The sequence below is a fragment of the Methyloferula stellata AR4 genome, from assembly GCF_000385335.1.
Lineage (GTDB): Bacteria > Pseudomonadota > Alphaproteobacteria > Rhizobiales > Beijerinckiaceae > Methyloferula > Methyloferula stellata.
This window is the reverse complement of the sequence record NZ_ARWA01000001.1, coordinates 3,366,918-3,384,428: the sequence shown is the minus strand read 5'-3', so window position 1 is coordinate 3,384,428 and position 17,511 is coordinate 3,366,918. Positions and strand designations below refer to the sequence as shown.

Annotated in this window: 16 protein-coding genes and 1 pseudogene; 10 read left to right on the top strand and 7 right to left on the bottom strand. The window is 60.2% G+C overall.

Annotated features, from left to right (window positions below; all coding sequences use genetic code 11):
- The first annotated feature begins 69 nt into the window (after nt 1–69).
- Both aroC and A3OQ_RS0116665 read left to right on the top strand, forming a co-directional pair.
- Complete coding sequence (gene aroC, locus A3OQ_RS0116670) at nt 70–1,161, top strand: chorismate synthase (protein WP_020176559.1); 1,092 nt, start codon at nt 70–72, stop codon at nt 1,159–1,161.
- A 24-nt stretch (nt 1,162–1,185) separates the two neighbouring features.
- Nucleotides 1,186–2,520, top strand: coding sequence for a chloride channel protein (locus A3OQ_RS0116665; RefSeq protein ID WP_020176558.1), 1,335 nt, complete (start codon nt 1,186–1,188; stop codon nt 2,518–2,520).
- 221 nt (nt 2,521–2,741) lie between these two features.
- On the opposite strand, the gene A3OQ_RS25225 is transcribed toward A3OQ_RS0116665, so the two are convergent.
- The 3 genes from A3OQ_RS25225 to A3OQ_RS0116650 form a co-directional block, all read right to left on the bottom strand.
- Nucleotides 2,742–2,873 carry a hypothetical protein gene (locus A3OQ_RS25225; protein WP_020176557.1) on the bottom strand — a complete coding sequence of 44 codons (132 nt, stop codon included), beginning with the start codon at nt 2,871–2,873 and terminating at the stop codon, nt 2,742–2,744.
- A gap of 178 nt (nt 2,874–3,051) precedes the next feature.
- Nucleotides 3,052–4,779 carry a DEAD/DEAH box helicase gene (locus A3OQ_RS0116655; protein WP_020176556.1) on the bottom strand — a complete coding sequence of 576 codons (1,728 nt, stop codon included), beginning with the start codon at nt 4,777–4,779 and terminating at the stop codon, nt 3,052–3,054.
- 192 nt (nt 4,780–4,971) lie between these two features.
- Complete coding sequence (locus tag A3OQ_RS0116650) at nt 4,972–5,643, bottom strand: COG3904 family protein (RefSeq protein ID WP_020176555.1); 672 nt, start codon at nt 5,641–5,643, stop codon at nt 4,972–4,974.
- 212 nt (nt 5,644–5,855) lie between these two features.
- On the opposite strand from A3OQ_RS0116650, the gene A3OQ_RS0116645 reads away from it, so the two are divergent.
- The 6 genes and pseudogenes from A3OQ_RS0116645 to A3OQ_RS0116620 all read left to right on the top strand — a co-directional run bounded on the left by A3OQ_RS0116645 (nt 5,856) and on the right by A3OQ_RS0116620 (nt 10,672).
- Nucleotides 5,856–6,548: a glutathione S-transferase family protein gene (locus tag A3OQ_RS0116645; protein WP_020176553.1), complete on the top strand. Its 693-nt coding sequence runs from the start codon at nt 5,856–5,858 to the stop codon at nt 6,546–6,548.
- A 165-nt stretch (nt 6,549–6,713) separates the two neighbouring features.
- Nucleotides 6,714–7,514 (top strand): lytic murein transglycosylase, encoded by an 801-nt coding sequence (locus A3OQ_RS0116640; RefSeq protein ID WP_020176552.1) that lies wholly within the window; start codon nt 6,714–6,716, stop codon nt 7,512–7,514.
- Nucleotides 7,515–7,735: 221 nt separating this feature from the next.
- On the top strand, nt 7,736–8,029 hold the full coding sequence (locus tag A3OQ_RS22790) for a hypothetical protein (RefSeq protein WP_152428496.1): 294 nt from the start codon (nt 7,736–7,738) through the stop codon (nt 8,027–8,029).
- Nucleotides 8,016–8,474: pseudogene (gene msrA, locus A3OQ_RS22785) on the top strand (peptide-methionine (S)-S-oxide reductase MsrA); the annotation flags it as partial. The gene A3OQ_RS22790 and the pseudogene msrA, both read left to right, overlap by 14 nt.
- 55 nt (nt 8,475–8,529) lie before the next feature.
- The gene (locus A3OQ_RS0116625; RefSeq protein ID WP_020176549.1) at nt 8,530–8,856 is read left to right on the top strand and encodes an NIPSNAP family protein; all 327 of its coding nucleotides are present in this window, start codon (nt 8,530–8,532) and stop codon (nt 8,854–8,856) included.
- A 52-nt stretch (nt 8,857–8,908) separates the two neighbouring features.
- Complete coding sequence (locus A3OQ_RS0116620) at nt 8,909–10,672, top strand: MOSC and FAD-binding oxidoreductase domain-containing protein (RefSeq protein WP_026595930.1); 1,764 nt, start codon at nt 8,909–8,911, stop codon at nt 10,670–10,672.
- A gap of 64 nt (nt 10,673–10,736) precedes the next feature.
- On the opposite strand, the gene A3OQ_RS0116615 is transcribed toward A3OQ_RS0116620, so the two are convergent.
- Complete coding sequence (locus A3OQ_RS0116615; protein WP_152428495.1) at nt 10,737–11,996, bottom strand: endo-1,4-beta-xylanase; 1,260 nt, start codon at nt 11,994–11,996, stop codon at nt 10,737–10,739.
- Nucleotides 11,997–12,234: 238 nt separating this feature from the next.
- On the opposite strand from A3OQ_RS0116615, the gene A3OQ_RS23730 reads away from it, so the two are divergent.
- Nucleotides 12,235–13,116: a class I SAM-dependent methyltransferase gene (locus tag A3OQ_RS23730; protein WP_083931613.1), complete on the top strand. Its 882-nt coding sequence runs from the start codon at nt 12,235–12,237 to the stop codon at nt 13,114–13,116.
- A gap of 93 nt (nt 13,117–13,209) precedes the next feature.
- On the opposite strand, the gene A3OQ_RS0116605 is transcribed toward A3OQ_RS23730, so the two are convergent.
- Nucleotides 13,210–13,989 (bottom strand): phosphodiester glycosidase family protein, encoded by a 780-nt coding sequence (locus tag A3OQ_RS0116605; RefSeq protein WP_020176545.1) that lies wholly within the window; start codon nt 13,987–13,989, stop codon nt 13,210–13,212.
- Between the two features lie 48 nt (nt 13,990–14,037).
- On the opposite strand from A3OQ_RS0116605, the gene ribB reads away from it, so the two are divergent.
- Nucleotides 14,038–15,330 carry a 3,4-dihydroxy-2-butanone-4-phosphate synthase gene (gene ribB, locus A3OQ_RS0116600; protein ID WP_020176544.1) on the top strand — a complete coding sequence of 431 codons (1,293 nt, stop codon included), beginning with the start codon at nt 14,038–14,040 and terminating at the stop codon, nt 15,328–15,330.
- A gap of 179 nt (nt 15,331–15,509) precedes the next feature.
- On the opposite strand, the gene A3OQ_RS0116595 is transcribed toward ribB, so the two are convergent.
- Nucleotides 15,510–15,836: a hypothetical protein gene (locus tag A3OQ_RS0116595; protein WP_020176543.1), complete on the bottom strand. Its 327-nt coding sequence runs from the start codon at nt 15,834–15,836 to the stop codon at nt 15,510–15,512.
- Nucleotides 15,837–15,942: 106 nt separating this feature from the next.
- Nucleotides 15,943–17,451, bottom strand: a complete 1,509-nt coding sequence (locus tag A3OQ_RS0116590) for an efflux transporter outer membrane subunit (RefSeq protein WP_020176542.1) — start codon at nt 17,449–17,451, stop codon at nt 15,943–15,945.
- Between the last annotated feature and the right edge of the window lie 60 nt (nt 17,452–17,511).

Genomic DNA, 17,511 nt, shown 5'->3' with positions numbered 1-17,511 from the left:
CCTCATCCGGTCAGCTCCGCTGACCACCCTCTCCCACAGGGAGAGGGTTTGCGCATCCTGTTTGAGCCCATGTCCCACAATACATTCGGCCATCTTTTCCGCGTCACGACCTTCGGCGAAAGCCATGGGCCGGCGATCGGTTGCGTCGTCGATGGCTGTCCGCCCGGCATTCCTCTGACGGAAGCCGACATTCAGCTCCATCTCGACAAGCGCAAGCCCGGCCAGTCCCGCTTCACGACGCAGCGCAAGGAAGAGGATCTCGTGAAGATCCTGTCCGGCGTCTATGTCGACGAGCGCTGGGCCGAGCAGGTCACGACCGGCGCGCCGATCGGGCTGATGATCGAAAACACCGATCAGCGCTCCAAAGACTACGACGCGATCAAGGACAAATACCGTCCCGGCCATGCGGATTATACATACGATGCCAAATATGGCCTGCGCGACCCGCGCGGCGGCGGCCGCTCGTCGGCCCGCGAAACCGCGACCCGTGTGGCCGCCGGTGCCGTCGCGCGCAAGGTGATTGCGGGCGTCGAGATTCGCGGCGCCTTGGTGCAGATCGGACCGCATAAGATCGATCGTGCGCGTTGGGATTGGGCCGAGATCGACCGCAATCCGTTTTTTTGCCCGGACGCCAAGGCGGCGGCTTTTTTCGAAGCCTATCTCGACGAGATCCGCAAGGCCGGATCATCGGCGGGCGCGGTGATCGAGATCGTCGCCGAGGGCGTGCCGGTCGGCTGGGGCGCCCCGATTTACGGCAAGCTCGATAGCGAATTGGCCGCGGCTTTAATGTCGATCAATGCCGTGAAGGGCGTCGAAATCGGCGAGGGTTTCGCCGCCGCCGCTCTGTCGGGTGAAGAAAATGCCGATGAGATGCGCATGGGCAATGACGGCGAGCCCATCTTTCTCTCCAATCATGCCGGCGGCATTTTGGGCGGCATTTCGACGGGCCAGCCGATCGTCGCGCGCTTCGCGGTGAAACCGACCTCGTCGATCCTGACGCCGCGCCAGACCATCGACCGGGCGGGGCATGATACGACGGTTTCGACGACCGGCCGGCATGATCCTTGTGTCGGCATCAGGGCCGTGCCGGTTGGGGAAGCCATGGTCGCCTGCGTGCTGGCCGATCAGTTCCTCCGCCATCGCGGACAAATAGGCGGTTGAGGCCGAGGTAGGGTAGGGCGTGCGGTGGCGATCATAGACAGCCGTTATATTCAGCATCTCTTCGGCCTGTCGCGGATCGCCTATAAGACATGGCGCCGCCGGTTTCTGTTTCTGATCGGCGGCATTTGCGTCGGTCTGGCGGCGATCGTCATGGCCTTCCTCGCCGACATCACGCAGTCCTATTTCCGGCACATGCTGAGCCTCTGGCCCTATGTGCCCTTCTTCGTGACGCCGCTTGGCTTCGGCTTCTGCGCTTATCTCGCGCGCAATTTTTTCCCCGGATCGCAGGGCAGCGGCATTCCGCAGGTGATCGCGGCGACTCAGGTCGCCGACCGAACGGCGCGGTTGCGCCTCGTGTCGCTGCGCGTCGCCTTCGGCAAGGTCCTCGTCATGATGCTTGGTTTTCTCTCCGGCGCCTCGATCGGCCGCGAGGGGCCTAGTGTGCAAGTCGGCGCCGCGATCATGGGGTCCTTCGCCTGGCTCTCACCCTATCGGCAGAACGGGCTTCTGCTCGCCGGATCTGCGGCGGGGATCGCAGCGGCCTTCAACACGCCGCTCGCAGGCATCGTCTTCGGCATCGAGGAGATGAGCCGATCGTTCGAGTCCAAGACCAACGGGCTTGTGCTCGGAGCGGTCATCGCCGCGGGCCTGACCTCGCTCGCCATCGTCGGCGACTACGCTTATTTCGGCTCGACGCCGGCGGTGCTCCCGCTTGGACCCGCTTGGGCGGTGGTGCCGGTCTGCGGCATAGCGGGGGGCTTAAGCGGCGGACTCTTCAGCCGCATTTTGATCCTCTTCGGCAATGGCCTGCCGGGCACGGTCGGCGGCTGGATCTGGCGCCATCCGATCGTCTTTGCCATTCTTTGCGGGCTCGGCGTCGCCATATGCGGATTTTTCTCGGGCGGCACCGTGCATGGCACGGGCTACGAGCAGGCCCGCGCCATCGTGCATGGCGAGAACACCCAGGCCTTTTCTTTCGCATCCTGGAAATTTTTGGCGACGATCTTTTCTTCCATCAGCGGGATTCCGGGCGGCCTTTTCGCGCCCTCTCTTTCGATCGGCGCGGGGCTTGGTGTCGACTTAAGCCCGCTCTTTCATAATGTGCCGATCGGCGCCTTGGCGCTGCTCGGCATGGTCGCCTATCTCTCCGGCGTGGTGCAGGCGCCGATGACGTCTTTCGTCATCGTCGGCGAGATGACCGAGGACCACGCGATGATCATTCCCTTGATGGTCGCAGCGGTCATTGCGACGGCCTGCTCCAAGCTCATCTACAATGAGGGGCTCTATCACGCACTGGCGAAGAATTTTGTGAGAGCTCTGGGCGGCAAGCCGGAAGAACTGGCAGAGGTCGAAGAATGAGCGCGGTCATTCCAGCCCCATCAGCGGGTGAGCACGACTTTCGGCACAATAGACATAGAATACAGTATATGGCATACCATATACGGCTCGGGTTCATCTCGTTCCAACTGGCATCACCTCGCCTCCAGCGCTGTCCCGACGCTGGAGGTTCTTTTATTTCGAGTCTTTAAGCCGTTAGCGTCGATCACGAATCATCGTGATCCAATGCTTGCGACGCGCGTTCAACTTCCAAAGTCCTCGACCACCCGCTGAAGCGGCTCGCTGCCGACGAAGGCTGGACCAGTGAAGGGATGATCGATCGATACGATGACAAGCAGCCCCAGGAACACGAGGGCTGACAATATGCCGGTCATCAGGATCTGAGCCCGCAGGTTCGAAAAAAAACGTGAAGCCCACCGTCAGCACCGCCCCACCGGACAGTGCCAGCCACGCGATGCTGGGGACGATTCCGGCTGAGGCGGCCAGTTTGAAGCGTGGGCGTGGCAGCGGCAAGCGATAAAGCCGCCCGCCGCCCGACGAAATTGCCGTCATTCAGGTCTTTGCTGGGCCGTCGCGCTTTTCTTTCGCACGTTTCGGCTTACCGCCTTTCGGCGGGGCGTCCGGGCCCGTGGGCTCAGGGCCGCCGCTCAGCCGTTCGACGCGGATATTGTCGCCGCCCGGCCGTTTCATATTGGCGGCAAATTGCGCCGCGACCGGCTCCGCGATTTCAACCTTCGTTTCGGTGTCGAAGATGCGGATCACGCCGATGTCTTGTTTGCTGATTTTTCCTTTGCGGCAAAGCATCGGCAAAAGCCATTTCGGATCGGCGTTCTTGCTTCGCCCGATATCGAGCCGGAACCAAGTGGCCTCACCCGAAAAAGCCGCCCGCGGCGCCTTGGAGGTCTTGGCCGATGGACCTTTCCCCGGCGCGTTTTTCGATCCGCGCGGCTCGCGGCGCTCCGGGCCTTGGCCGGGATCGGTTACGTCCTCCAAGGCTGGCAGGCGCGAGCGATAGACGCGGATCAAGGCCGCGCCGAGTTCTTCGGGCGTTCGTTCCGCAAGCAGCAATCTTGCGAGCTCGAAATCCTCTTCGGCCGGCGGCTCGGTCAGAATCGAATCTTGCAGCATGCGCTCTTGATCGAGCTTGCGGATCTCCTCGACGGAAGGCGGTCCACTCCAGGAGGCGCGAACGCCTGCCTCCGCCAAAAGCCGTTCGACGCGCTGGCGCCGCGCGTTGGGGACGAGCAGAGCGCTCACGCCTTTGCGGCCGGCGCGGCCGGTGCGCCCGCTGCGATGCTGCAACGCTTCGGCATCGTTGGGAAGCTCGGCGTGAATGACCAGTCCGAGATTGGGCAGATCGATGCCGCGCGCGGCGACGTCTGTCGCGATGCAGACGCGCGCCCGGCCATCGCGCATGGCCTGCATGGATTGATTGCGTTCGTGCTGACTCAATTCGCCCGACAAGAGCACGGCCGAGAAGCCGCGTTCGAGCAAGGTCGCGTGCAAGTGCCTGACCGATTCGCGTGTGTTGCAAAACACGATCGCGCTTTGCGCCTCGACGAAGCGCAGGAGATTGACGACCGCATGTTCGGTTTCATGCGGAGCGACCCTGATCGCACGATATTCGATATCCGCGTGACCGCGCTCGCCGCCAGCGACCTCGATGCGCAAAGCATTGTGCTGATAACGCTTGGCCAGAGCCGCGATGCCTTTCGGCATGGTCGCGGAAAAGAGGAGAGTGCGTCTGGCGGCGGGCGTCGCCTCGAGAATGAATTCGAGATCCTCGCGGAAGCCGAGGTCGAGCATTTCGTCGGCTTCGTCGAGGACGACGGCCTTGAGCTCATCCACAATCAAGCCGCGCCGCTCGATATGATCGCGCAGGCGGCCGGGCGTGCCGATGACGATATGCGCGCCGTCTGCGAGCTTGCGGCGCTCGGTCCGGCTATCCATGCCGCCGACGCAAGAGACGATCTTTGCCCCGGCATATTGATAGAGCCAGGCCAGTTCGCGTTCGACCTGCATGGCAAGTTCGCGCGTCGGCGCGATGATGAGGGCGAGGGGCGCGGCAGCCTTGCTCAACTTGTCGTCTTCGCCGAGAATCGTCGCGGCGATGGCCAAGCCATAGGCAACCGTCTTGCCGGAGCCTGTCTGGGCCGAGACGAGAATGTCCCTTTCTTCCGCTTCCTCTGTCAGGACGGCGGATTGCACGGGTGTCGCATCGGCATAATTGCGCTCGGCGAGCGCACGAGCCAGCGGTGGGCTGGTCTTGAACAAGGTCACGGATGAATTGCCTGAAAGTTAAAAGGCCGCGCAGCACGTCGCTGGCGACGATGGGAGCGGCGGCTGATCTCGATTGCGTGATGGGCGTCAGTTTACGCCACTCGGCCGCTTTTCACGATCAAAGCCATAAGGCAATATGACGGAATATCAAAATCTCTACAGAAAAGCGCCAATTCGCGGCATTTTTGATTTTTAACCGCCGCTCCCCAAGGGATCGGTGACGAGCCCTGTTTCGGTGGTTTCCTTTGCGCTGAGCCAGTGGATATCATTCGTCGCGGACATCGCCTCCACGACGGCGGATGAGACGCCCATCTTCGTCATATATCCTAATACGATACCCGTGGTTCTCTGCGTATCGGCGACCGGGTCGCCGCCTGTGCTGGTAGTCGTAAACCGGTGGACACCCAGTTTGGATCCTGGGATACCGATGCGAACCGTCCCGCCTGCATAGGCAAATACGCAGGCACTCGCGCAATAGGACGGTTTTATGTGACCGGAGGAATCAGGCACGCCAACGGCTGTGACTAGCCCCTTGGATCGAATGACCTCGCCTATGATGAGGGCTTGGTCGATATATCCGCCCGGCGAAGACAAGAACACGGCATCACCCGGCGAGAGATGGGCTTCCTCGATTCTGTCACGAAACCAACTTGCGGCTGCGGCTCCTATTTTCCCGCTGACCGCCAAGCCTGGATGAAGATGACCTGCGCTGTCGGTATAAGCGTCTGAAACGATGGTAGAGGTGAGGCCCGGCGAAAAATAGAGATCTCGCCAATAGGCCCAGGCTTCGGGTCGCGAGAGATCTCTGTAGGCAGAGACGCCGTAGCTGAAAAGAATGACGGCGAGTATGGCGAAGGAGCCCAACCGCCATGGCTTTCGAGCGGAGGCATGATTTGCTTCCGGCGGCTCTCCCGCTGCTTCAGGCGACGGCGCCCCCCACGGACCAGAAGATGCCGCATGAGAACGAGGCGGCCCATCACGATCAGTCATGATTTGTCTCCATCATTGGCCCGATCGAGAGCGAAGCTGGCATCTTCGTATATACTCCAGGGCGAACCGCTTTTGGACAGGCCGGAATGCTGACCTTATTTTCCTACCCCGAGCTCTTCGGCGTTGCCGACAACAACCCCTTCGGGTTGAAAATTTATGCCTTCCTCAAACTCTGCGGTCTGCCGTTCCGGCATGAGCATATCATCGACACGGCGCAGGCGCCGCGCGGGCAATTGCCCTATCTCCTCGATGGCGACGAGAAGATCGGCGACAGCGATGTCATCATCGCACATTTGATCCGGCGCTATGGTCTTACGATCGATGATGGGCTCACCGTCGCGCAGCGCGACACCCATCTTCTGGTCCGCCGCGTGCTCGACGATCTCTATTGGGTGATGTCCTATTCGCGCTGGAAGGACGATCAATTCTGGCCGCAATTCCGCGACGCTTTTCTTGCAACCCATAAGGACATGACTACGGCCGCTTTGGAAGCCGCGCGGGACTATAATTTCAAACGTTACTTCTACCAGGGCATAGGCCGCTATGAACCGGACGCCGCCTATGCCCGCGGCCTCGCCGATCTCGGCGTGCTGGCGCGCCTCGTACCGCAGGACGGCTTCGTATTCGGCGCAAAGCCGACGAGCCTCGATGCGGCGCTTTATGGCTCGATCGCCAATATTTACGTCTTCGAGATCGACACGCCGCTGCGCGGATTCGTTTTGGAACATCAAAACCTCGTCCGGCATTGCAAGGCGATCCACGCCGCCATCGCGGCCTAGGACCGCTGCGGCCGGAGCCTGGCGTGGGGCGTCATCTCAACGTCTTAACCAACCAAATATGCTCGGATCTGAAGGTTAAACGGAAACCAACATCGATAGGCCATGTCGACAGGCTTGGCGGGCCAGCGTATCGTCCGACGAGACGGAATCTCACGGGAGTTCTCAATGTCCAAGAGCAGGCAGTTCAAGACAGCCGCAGTGGCAGCCTTCCTGATGCTCGGCTGCATGGCCGGCAAAGCCAATGCCGCGCAATGCGGTACCAACTCGGCGGGCTTCGAGAGCTGGAAGCAGCAATTCGAAGCGGAAGCGCGGGCCAAGGGCGTCGGCGGCACGGCGCTCGCTGCCCTTGCGGCAACGCATTACAATCACGCGACGATCGGCGCCGATCGCGGGCAGGGCGGCTTCCATGTGTCGCTCGAATCCTTTCTCGCACGGCGCGGCGGCGCCGCCATTGCCGCGCAGGGGCGCGGGCTGAAGCGCTCCCAAGCGGCGCTCTTTGCCTCGATTCAGCAGCGATATGGCGTCCCGCCGGGGCCGCTCATCGCGATCTGGGGCATGGAGACGGGCTTCGGGCGCGTCCATGGGAATCAGGATGCGCTCTCGGCCGTCGCGACGCTCGCCTATGACTGCCGCCGCTCGGCCTATTTCACCGATCAGCTTTACGCCGCGCTGAAACTGATCGACCGCGGAGAGTTGTCGCCCGGCGCGCGCGGTTCGATGCATGGCGAGATCGGCCAGACGCAATTCCTGCCCAAGACCATTCTCGAATATGGCACGGGCGGAAGTCTCGACAATGCCTCCGTGGCGCTGACCTCGACGGCGAATTTCCTGAAAGCGCATGGCTGGCAGGCGGGTGCGGGCTATCAGCCGGGCGAAGCCAATTTCGCCGCGATCCAGGCGTGGAACGCGGCGCCCGTCTATGAGCGGGCGATCGCCATCGTCGGCCGGCAGATCGACGGCGATTAGGGTGCTGCGCCCGCATGCGGGGCAACCCGTGTGCGGCGCCGCTTGTATGCTGCCTATATCCATGCGCTAACGAGGATCAACCAATCCCGGAGCGCGCTATGATACCCGTTACGCAAACAAAGCTTTATAGCGACAGCGGAGGGCATCACGGAAATTGCCTTGCCGCGGTTTTGGCCTCTCTGTTGGAAATACCGCTATGGATGGTTCCCGAATTCGAGGGAATGATCGCGCGCCGCAACGAATATTGGCTGGACAGAGTCGTCGAATGGGTGAGCCTGATGTTCAAAGAGGATTTTCATTACGACAGTCCGGCGAACATCCATGATAACCACATCCCATTGCCCGAGTTCTATATTGCGCGCGGCCAAAGTCCGCGCGGCGTAGACCATGCGGTCATTTTTTCAGACGGCAAACTGGTGCATGATCCGCATCCTCTCGGCGGAGGAATTGGCGAAGTGACCATGATCTATTGGATCGGCCAAGCGGCAACGGGAGGGCGGGATAAGCGGCACTAACCTTTCCCTTCCGCATGAAGTCGCAATTCTTGCCGGCGGTTGCTTTTGGGGCGTGCAACACACCCTGCGGCGCCGTAAAGGCGTGGTCTCGACACGTGTCGGTTACACTGGCGGCGATGTTGCCAACGCCACTTATCGCAACCACGGAACGCATGCCGAAGCCGTCGAAGTCATCTTCGACCCGAAGGCGATCAGCTTCCAAATGCTGCTCGAACATTTTTTCCAGATTCACGATCCGACGACGCTGAACCGGCAAGGCGATGACGAGGGCCCGAGCTATCGCTCGGCTATTTTCTATACGAGCGAGGATCAGAAGCGCATTGCCGAAGATGTGATCGCTGGTCTCGACGCGGCCGGACATTGGCCGGACAAGATCGTGACCCAAGTCGTTCCGGCCGCCAGGTTCTGGGAGGCTGAACCGGAGCACCAGGATTTTTTGGAGCGCTGACTGGCGCATCGATCCGTGTTCAAAGGACACTGTTTTCGCAGGAGACCATTCAATGCTCTATGAGTTGCGCGTTTATACCGTCGTGCCGGGGCGCATGCCCGCCTTGCTCGCGCGTTTCAAGGATCACACGACATCCATCTGGAAAAAACATGGGATCGTTCAGGTCGGATTCTGGACGACCTTGATTGGCAATTCCAACGCCGAACTGACCTATATTCTGAGCTGGACTTCTCTCGCCGACCGCGAGGCCAAATGGACCGCGTTTCAGAGCGACCCCGAATGGTTGCGCGTGCGCGAAGAGAGCGAGAAGGACGGCCCAATCGTTGCGAGCATTGCCAATCAGCTTCTCACGCCGACGAGCTTTTCGGCCTTGGCTTAGCCCGAGTTGAGGCGAGCGCGCGACGGGCTTCTCTTGAGAGGAGATCAAAACGATGGCGAGGTTGCTCTCAGTTAATGTGGGCCTGCCACGCGACATCGAGTGGCAAGGGAAAACTGTCCACTCCGCGGTTTGGAAAACGCCGGTTCAGGGCCGGCGGATGGCACGACGGCTCAACCTCGATGGAGACGGGCAAGGAGATTTGGCGGGGCACGGTGGCGAACACCGGGCAGTCTTTGTCTATCAGATCGAATCTTATCGTTATTGGCAAAACCAGCTCGGTCGAAATGACTATACCTATGGCCAGTTCGGAGAGAATTTTACCGTCGAGGGACTGGCGGATACTGAAGTGTGCATTGGCGATCATTACCAGATCGGCGACGCCCTGTTCGAAGTGACGCAGCCGCGCGTCACCTGCTATCGCGTCGGCATCCGCATGAACGAGCCGCAGATGGCAGCACTGCTCGTCTCACATGGCAGACCCGGTTTCTATTTCCGGGTTTTGAAGGAAGGCGAAGTCGGCGCCGGCGCCGAAATTGCGAAGGTCGAGGCCGGTCCCGAAGGGATGACCGTCGCCGAGATCAATGCGCTGCTCTATTTGCCGGGTCACCCGGCGAGCGGTCTGGAACGAGCGTTGCGTATCCCGGCATTGAGCGCCGGTTGGCGCAGCTCGTTAGAGGCGCTGCTCGACCGGGAACGGAAAGGCAATGGAACAACCGGTAACCCAGGACTTGGCCCACCGACGGGTTCGCCCCCCGCGTGGCGCGGCTTCCGTTCGTTGCGTGTGTCGCGCAAGCTGCACGAAAGCAGCAATGTCACCTCGCTCGTCCTGGAGCCGGCCGACGGTGAGCCGCTTGCGACCGCCGAGGCGGGGCAGTTTATCGTTTTGCGGCTCGGGCCACTGCCCGATGGGAGCGCACTGCTTCGCAGCTATTCGCTGTCGGGCGAGCCGAGCCGGGATCGCTATCGCATCAGCGTCAAGCGCGAGCCGCATGGCGCCGCCGGGGCTTACATCGATACGCAGGTTCAGGCGGGCGATAGTCTTGATGTAAGCGCCCCGCGTGGCAGCTTCACGTTGCAGCCAGGCGAGCGTCCCGTGCTCCTTGTCAGTGCCGGCATCGGCGCCACTCCGGTCCTCGCAATGCTGTATGCACTGGCCGCCGAGCAAACTCGGAGAGAGATTTGGTGGATTTACGGTGCCCGCAACGGCAGCGAGCATCCATTCGCGGCGGAGGTGCGCGAACTTCTCGAGTCTTTGCCCGGAAGCCATAGCCACATCCGCTACAGTGCGCCAAACCCAACCGATCGGCCGTCTGTCGATTTCGATGGGGTGGGACGCGTGGATGTGGACGTGTTGAAGGAAATCGGCGTCCCGCCCGATGCGGACGTCTATATCTGCGGTCCAGCCGCGTTTATGAGCGATCTCGTCACCGGCCTTGCAGGCTCGGGGGTCATCCGTGACCGCCTGCACACCGAGAATTTCGGGTCGGGCCCGTCGATGACGCCGGGCATCGCCGCGGTCTCGCGGCGGCCGCCGCATCCGCCGGAGGAAGCCGCGGAGGTCGGGCCGATTGTATCCTTTACGCGCAGCAATCTCGCTGTCCACTGGGGTTCCGGGTTCCACAGCCTGCTCGAACTCGCCGAAGCCTGCGATGTGCCGGTGCGCTGGTCGTGCCGCACCGGAGTTTGTCATAACTGCGAGACGGAGCTGATTTCCGGCTCAGTCATCTATCAGCCGGACCCAATCGAACCGCCGGCCGAGGGCAATCTTTTGATCTGCTGCAGCCAGCCCCAAGGTGATATTGCTCTCGATCTTTGATAGGGCCGAAGCGGCGCCGAATGGCTGCGTGTGCGTGAAGAAAGCGAAAAAGACAGACCGATCGTCACCTGACACCAAGCGCTCTGGCCAATGCGTCTCTTGCAGCTTTCGGATGCATGTTTTGATCATAGGGATCCGGGCGAGGACAGGATGGGTGTGAAACGCAATTCGCCCAGCCGCCCAGAGACGGAAAGACATCCGAAGGAGATGCATCGCCACGCAGCCAAGAGTATTTGTCTGATAGATCCCAGTTGGTCACCATTGTAACCGCTGGGACCTGCAAAGCGGCCGTGACAAAAGAGTCCATATAAGCAGCGACCTGCGCGTCGCGCTCAGCAACAGAGTTGAGCGAGCAGTCGTTAACATCAAGCTCGGTTATGTAAATTTCCACGTTTCGGCGCGCTAGCTCTCTTATAAATCCGACAAAGGGTTTCCAATCCGGCTTATCGGGTTCGTTCATCCATTGCGGCATGAGGTGGCATTCGAGGCCTATGGCATCGACTTTTCTGCCGGCTCGTTGCAACGCATCGACCAACCGGAGCAGGGCTAACCTGACCTTCGGGCCGAACCGGTCGTTATCGCAATAAGTCTCATTCAAAAAGAGCGATATGGCATTTGATCCGAAGCGCTCACCGAAAACAAAGGCCTGATGAATGTAAAGCGGTATGCCGTCAGACGCGAGACCGAACGCGTTCAGCCACGCGCCTTTACGCCAAGCTGGTGCCCCGTTTTCTTCTATCCACGGATTGAACGGTTCGTTGATGACGCCGCACCAGCGCAGTAGGGTCATGTCGTTGGACGTCTCCAACCGCCTGAAGTGCGCAAAGACATTTTGAAAGTGCCTCTGATAGATCTGCATGACCGTGTCCTTGGAACGCTCATCACGCCGCTGAGCAAGGTCGACAAGCCATTTTGGCAGCCACTCGTTCCAAGCAAGGCAATCACCGCGGAGAGGTACGCGCAGACGTTTTGCAAGCGCGACAATATCATCGCATTCGCGCCAGCTCTTGCCTTCGCTGGCGTCGATATCCGCTGGCTCCGGATAAAGATTGCCGAATTTCAAGGCATTGGCAATCGCGAGAAATTTCGGCCGCTCCGCCGAAATTGCCTGAACAAGTGATTCATCGTAGAGAGCCGGAGATGCAAGCGCCACGCCCCAAAGTGTCCGCGGCGAGATATCGCCAAGCGGCAAAACGGGCTTTGGCGCAGCATACGCGGCGCCGCTCTTGTCATTGCAATAACTCTCCGCTGCGCTTGGCCTAGGAGGCATGAGGGCCAATGTTGCGAGGCCCGCCAGATACGTTCGTCTCGTCAAATCCATCATGCACTTCGCTCCTCCCAGCCGAAGCCTCGATATGCGGCCTATTCCAGATCGATGCTGTTAGCTTGGGCGAAGCAACCGACAGATGAATTTGGCTCTTATTAAAAAGCACAATCTTCTACCCAGTTTATAGCGACAAAAAATGCCGCTCAGAATGTAAGTTGAGTTAAGTATGTAGCTCAAAATCATTAGACCGGTCATCGATTTTGTGACACGTTCCGCCCAGTTGTTGGGGTTCGGGATGACCCATAAATTTCAAAGCGACGCGATGCTGATACGCAGGCGCGGCAATGATCAGCGCTCCGATCAAGATATCGTTGATGCATATGTTTTTGAGCGCCGCTTGTCTGATAAATTGCGCACCGCTTCCGCGGAGGAACGGCCTCAACTTTATATTGATGTTTATCGCGAGTTCTATGAGGTCATGTCCGCCGAGCAAGGCGAAAGTGACACGGCCCGCGAACTCCACGAAAGGGCTCGCGACGAGCGTAATTCGATTCGATTGAAGTCTTTCCGTCGCTATATCAATCCTCAAACCGACTTCTTGGAGGTCGCGGCTAACGACGGGACGCTTAGCTACATGGTGGCGCCGCATGTACGGATCGCCTACGCCACCGATGTCCAGGATGTCGTCATTGATTATGGCAAAGCGCCGAAGAATTTTCGATATCTAAAATGCGACGGCATATTGATCCCGCTTCCTGATGAATCGGTGGATTTCGTCTATTCAGACCAATTCATGGAGCATCTGCATCCTGACGACATGATCGCGCAAATGAAGGAGGTTTTGCGGATCTTACGGCCAGGCGGATTGTATCGCTGTAACACGCCGAGCCGGGTGACCGGGCCGCATGATGTGAGCGGCTATTTTGATGATGTAGCAACCGGCTTTCATCTCAAAGAATATGACTATGCGTCCATCGTTACCGCATTCAAGCAATCTGGATTCCGCAAGGTGTGGCTATTTGCGTCCGGCGGGGGACGCGAAATTCAAATTCCTTTTTGGTTCGGCCGTCTGTTCGATAAGATTATGACGTCTCTTCCCCAATCCCTTCGGCGGAAACTGCGACACCTACGGATTATACGCGGCTTGGCTGGATTGTGCGTGGTTGGGGTCAAATAGGCTTGAAGCGATTGACAAAAGGAATCCTCGTCGGGCGCTTTCGCGCTCAACACAGCTGAAATTTCTGCAGCGACGCCTCGATCCATCCGCCTCTCACCGCCCGGCGTTCTCGACGACCCCCACGATCGGACCCACCGGCTGCCAGCGGTCGGCGCGGCCGAGCGACGGCGCGTAAAGGCTCGAGATCGATCCGTCGAGGAAGAGCGCGTTGGGACAATTGAACGTGTCGCGAAATAGGCTCGCAAATTTATAGAAGGTCACAGGTTCGTCGGAGATCGCAAAGATGATGATGTGCCCATCTTTCACGCCGACGCCGTTGCGGATTTTCTCCGATGTGCCGGTCGGCTCGATCTTCGGATGGATAGCGCCATTGATGACGAGCATGGGGCCGGACTGCGTCGCATAATCGGCGGCGATGCCGGACTTCAAGAAGCGCTCGGTCTCCATCACGCCTGCGCCGCCGCGGCCGAAGTAGAAAATCCCGTTCGGCTTCAAATGAAAATTGCCGGCGCCGGACCGCGTATTGGCCGGGATGATCTGACGCCCCTCTTCGATGTAAAGCCCGACCGGCGAGGAATCCGGGTGATACATCCCGGCATTCATCGCGAAGGCGAGGGTCTTGCCGACCTGTTTCAGGCTTGAGGCCAGCGTGTCGTAGCCGCCATAAGGTTTGCCGCCCGGGTCGCGCCAGAAAAGCTGGAGCTTGTCGGTTCTGGCATCGTAAGTGCAGACCGTGTAGCGGCTGCCATTCTCGACGAGCGGGCGGCAGGCTTGAGCGGGTGCCGCCCATGCCGGAGCCAGTAGGCCAAGTGAAATCAATGTGATGGATGCGAGCGCAGCCAGGAGTTTGCTAAACTTGAACATGATGCCCATTCGGGGATTTAGTTTGACTAAACCAGAGGCCGATCCTAGATCATCTTTATGAAACTCGGTGCATGGCTGCAGCAAAATAACGTGAGCCGGACGGATTTTGCCCGGCGGGTTGGCCTTTCCAAAGGCGCCATTTCGCAGATCTGCAATCAAGACGATGCCTGGGTCTCGCGCGAGACCGCGCTCGTCATTTTGCGCGAAACCCAGGGCGCGGTCACGCCGAATGATTTCTTAAGTTTGAGCGCGTCGAAGGAGATGACCGCTATGCCCAATTCCGTCACCGAGGCCATCCAGGCCATCGCCCGCGGCGAGATCGTCGTCGTCACGGACGATGACGACCGCGAAAACGAAGGCGATCTGATCTGCGCCGCATCGCTCTGCACGCCCGAAAAAATGGCCTTCATCATCCGCAATTGTTGCGGCATCGTCTGCGCCCCCATGACGGCGCAGGATGCGCAGCGCCTGCATCTGCAGCCGATGGTTGCGGCGAATGATGCGCCGCATGGCACGGCCTTCACGGTCTCGGTCGATGTGCGCCACGGCCTGACCACGGGCATCTCGGCCGAGCAGAGATCGAATACGGTGCGCGCGCTCGGCAATGGCAATATGGGCGCCAGCGATTTCGTGCGGCCGGGGCATGTCTTTCCCCTGATCGCGCGCGATGGCGGCGTGCTGATGCGCTCCGGCCATACGGAGGCCGCCGTCGATCTCTGCCGTCTTGCCGGCCTGCCGCCGGTCGGCGTCATCTGCGAACTCGCCAATGACGACGGCACGGTGATGGTCGGCGAGCAGATCGAGGCCTTTGCCGCGCAGCACCGCCTGAAACGCATTTCGGTGGCGGACATCATCGCTTACAGGCAGGCGCGCGAGAAACTCGTCGAGCGTGTCGGCACATTCGCGGTCGAGGGGCCGAGCGGGCCGCTTCTCGGCTATGCCTATGTCACGCCCTACGACCCCGTCCAGCATTTCGCCTTCGTGCAAGGCGAGATCGGCGATGGGCGCAACATGCCAGCGCGGCTGCATCGCGTCGATCTGATCGCGGACGTCATCACCGGCGGCGCGAATATCCGCAAGACCTTTGCGCAATTCAAACAGGAAGGCCGCGGCGTCTTCATCTATCTGCGCGATGGAACGGCTGGCGTGCCGGTCAATGTGCCGAAGCTCGACAATGCGGACTCGTCCGAAGCCTTGCGGACGAAACAATGGCGTGAGGTCGGCCTCGGCGCGCAGATCCTGCGCGATCTCGGCGTCTCCTCGATCCGGCTGCGGTCGGCACATGCGATGAATTATGTCGGCCTGTCGGGTTTCGGGATCGAAATCGCAGCCTGGGAGCCGTTGGACTAGCATCATCCCGAAAAGTTGCAGACTTTTCGGATGAGATGATGCGGCAAGTGAAGAGCGATCATCCCGAAAAGTTGGAGAGTTTTCGGATCAGATGATGCGGCAAGCGAAGAGCGAGCATCCCGAAAAGGTGCAGACTTTTCGGATCGGATGCTGCTGAACGATCCGAATAGATAGAGCTGCTACATGTGCAGGAAGTCTTGCATGCGGGCGGCTGCGTCTGCCGTCGTGGTCTCGTCGCCGCCGCGGATCAGTCTTCGGCCGCCCGATTGAAGCTCGAAATGGATCGCGTGATCTGTGACATTTTCCTCGGGGTACGAGCCGTCCTCGATCGAGGAGATGTCGGAGAAGGCGATGTCGAGCGGCTCGGCAGGCGTGAGGAAACTCGTTTTCTCGATATGAACGCGTCGCGTGGAACGGTCCAACGTAAAAAGCGCGGACGTCAGACTGAGCGTCGAACTCAGTTTAACGACGAGACGGTCTTCGGTTTGTATCAGAATGTGGGACATGCCAAATCTCGCATCCGCTGATGGGCCCCCCTCGTAGATGGCATAGGTGCCACCGATAGGGCGTGTTCCATCGCACGTTGCGAGCGTGGCCGGCCGCTGCCCGCTTTTAACGGATGCCGAGCAGATCGTCGTTGGCATCGGCCTTTGCCGCGACGTCCAAACGGTTCCACCAGCCGCCGCCGAGTGCCTGGAAAAGCGCCGCCGTGTCGGCATAGCGATTGGCCTGCGCCTGAACGCGGGTGATCGCGGCTTGCAGATAGGTTTGCTGGGCGTTCAACAGAGCAAGATAGTTGACCTGCCCGAGGTGGAGCTGCTGGCTCGTCAGGTCGAGGCTCTTCTGCGCGGCCGTTTCGGCATAGATCGCGGCTTTGAGCGTGCGCGCATCGGCTTGCAAGGCGCGAAGGCAATCGGCGACATTTTGAAACGCAGTGATCACGGTCGAGCGATATTGCGCCTCGGCTTGTTGGTATGCGGCTTCGGCGGCGCGCTGCTTATGAAGAAGCGTCCCGCCATCGAAGACCGATTGCGCGGCGCTGCCGATCAGGGTGTAGAACAGGGTTTGAGGCTCGAAAAACCGGGACCAATTGGCTGGGCTTGATCCGAATTCCGCCGAGAGATTGAGGACGGGCAGGCGATTGGCAACGGCAACGCCTATGGCCGCGCTCGTCGAATGAAGATTGGATTCCGCCGCTTTGACGTCGGGCCTGTGCTCGACGAGTTTCGAGGGCAGGGACAGCGGCAGTTCGCGCGGCAGATGAAACGACGCGAAATCGAATTTCTGCCCGATCTGATTTTGCGGCAATTGCCCGGCGAGCGCGGTCAGAAGATCGCGCTGCACGGCCAATTGCTTATCCAGCGGCGGCAGGGTCTCCTCGGCCTGCGCGAGCGCTGCCTCCTGCGCCAAGACATCGGCATTGGAGATTTGCCCCAAGTCCTTCTGACGGCGCAAAAGATCGAGCAATTCTTTCTCGATCGCGATGATCCGTTTCGTCGCGGCGATCTGGCCTCGCAATGAGGCTTCTTGCACGGCCGCCAGGACCAGATTGGAGGTCAGCGTCAGATAGGCGGCTTCGAGCTGATAGCGCTGCATCTCGGCTTGCGCTTCGACCGATTCGACCTGGCGCTGGTTCAGACCCCAGACGTCCGGTGTATAGGCGACCGTCACGCTTGCCGTGTTCAGGCTGTAGAAAACTTGGTTCGAGGCGAGCGGGGAGGCGACGTCCTCGCCGACCTTACCGGCCGTCGTATTATAGCCGGCGCTGGCTTGCGGATAGAAAAGCCCTCTTTGCGCGACGGACAATTCGCGCGCATTGCGCAAGCCGGCTTGCGCGGCTTGCAAGTCGGGATTCTGCCGCATCGCGGTCTCGATCAGATCGTTCAGCTGGCGCGAACGAAACGTCGTCCACCATTGGCCGGGAATATCGAGATCGTCGACGAAATTCTGCGACTTGCTTTCAGGCCTGTCGCTCGCGGCGGTCGCGCCTAGCTTTTCCGGCGTATAGCCGGCCGTCTCCGGCGCCGTCGGCGCCACATAATCGGGGCCGAGCGCGCAGCCCGATAGCAGGCTCAAAACGAGCGGAAGCGGTCCTGGCGCGATCCGCAGTCGCTTTTTCATGGTCACGCCCCCGGCCTGCGAACAGCCTTGTGGAGGCCGGAGAGTTCGAGCCCGCTCCGC

Excerpts from the sequence above, each read along its gene's own strand:
- A3OQ_RS0116645 (WP_020176553.1), top strand. The coding sequence starts at position 5,856 with ATGCTGACCTTATTTTCCTACCCCGAGCTCTTCGGCGTTGCCGACAAC.
- ribB (WP_020176544.1), top strand. The coding sequence starts at position 14,038 with ATGAAACTCGGTGCATGGCTGCAGCAAAATAACGTGAGCCGGACGGAT.
- A3OQ_RS0116615 (WP_152428495.1), bottom strand. The coding sequence starts at position 11,996 with ATGATGGATTTGACGAGACGAACGTATCTGGCGGGCCTCGCAACATTG.
- A3OQ_RS23730 (WP_083931613.1), top strand. The coding sequence starts at position 12,235 with ATGACCCATAAATTTCAAAGCGACGCGATGCTGATACGCAGGCGCGGC.
- A3OQ_RS0116640 (WP_020176552.1), top strand. The coding sequence starts at position 6,714 with ATGTCCAAGAGCAGGCAGTTCAAGACAGCCGCAGTGGCAGCCTTCCTG.
- aroC (WP_020176559.1), top strand. The coding sequence starts at position 70 with ATGTCCCACAATACATTCGGCCATCTTTTCCGCGTCACGACCTTCGGC.
- A3OQ_RS0116625 (WP_020176549.1), top strand. The coding sequence starts at position 8,530 with ATGCTCTATGAGTTGCGCGTTTATACCGTCGTGCCGGGGCGCATGCCC.
- A3OQ_RS25225 (WP_020176557.1), bottom strand. The coding sequence starts at position 2,873 with ATGACCGGCATATTGTCAGCCCTCGTGTTCCTGGGGCTGCTTGTCATC.
- A3OQ_RS0116595 (WP_020176543.1), bottom strand. The coding sequence starts at position 15,836 with ATGTCCCACATTCTGATACAAACCGAAGACCGTCTCGTCGTTAAACTG.
- A3OQ_RS0116605 (WP_020176545.1), bottom strand. The coding sequence starts at position 13,989 with ATGGGCATCATGTTCAAGTTTAGCAAACTCCTGGCTGCGCTCGCATCC.
- A3OQ_RS0116620 (WP_026595930.1), top strand. The coding sequence starts at position 8,909 with ATGGCGAGGTTGCTCTCAGTTAATGTGGGCCTGCCACGCGACATCGAG.
- A3OQ_RS22790 (WP_152428496.1), top strand. The coding sequence starts at position 7,736 with ATGATCGCGCGCCGCAACGAATATTGGCTGGACAGAGTCGTCGAATGG.
- A3OQ_RS0116590 (WP_020176542.1), bottom strand. The coding sequence starts at position 17,451 with ATGAAAAAGCGACTGCGGATCGCGCCAGGACCGCTTCCGCTCGTTTTG.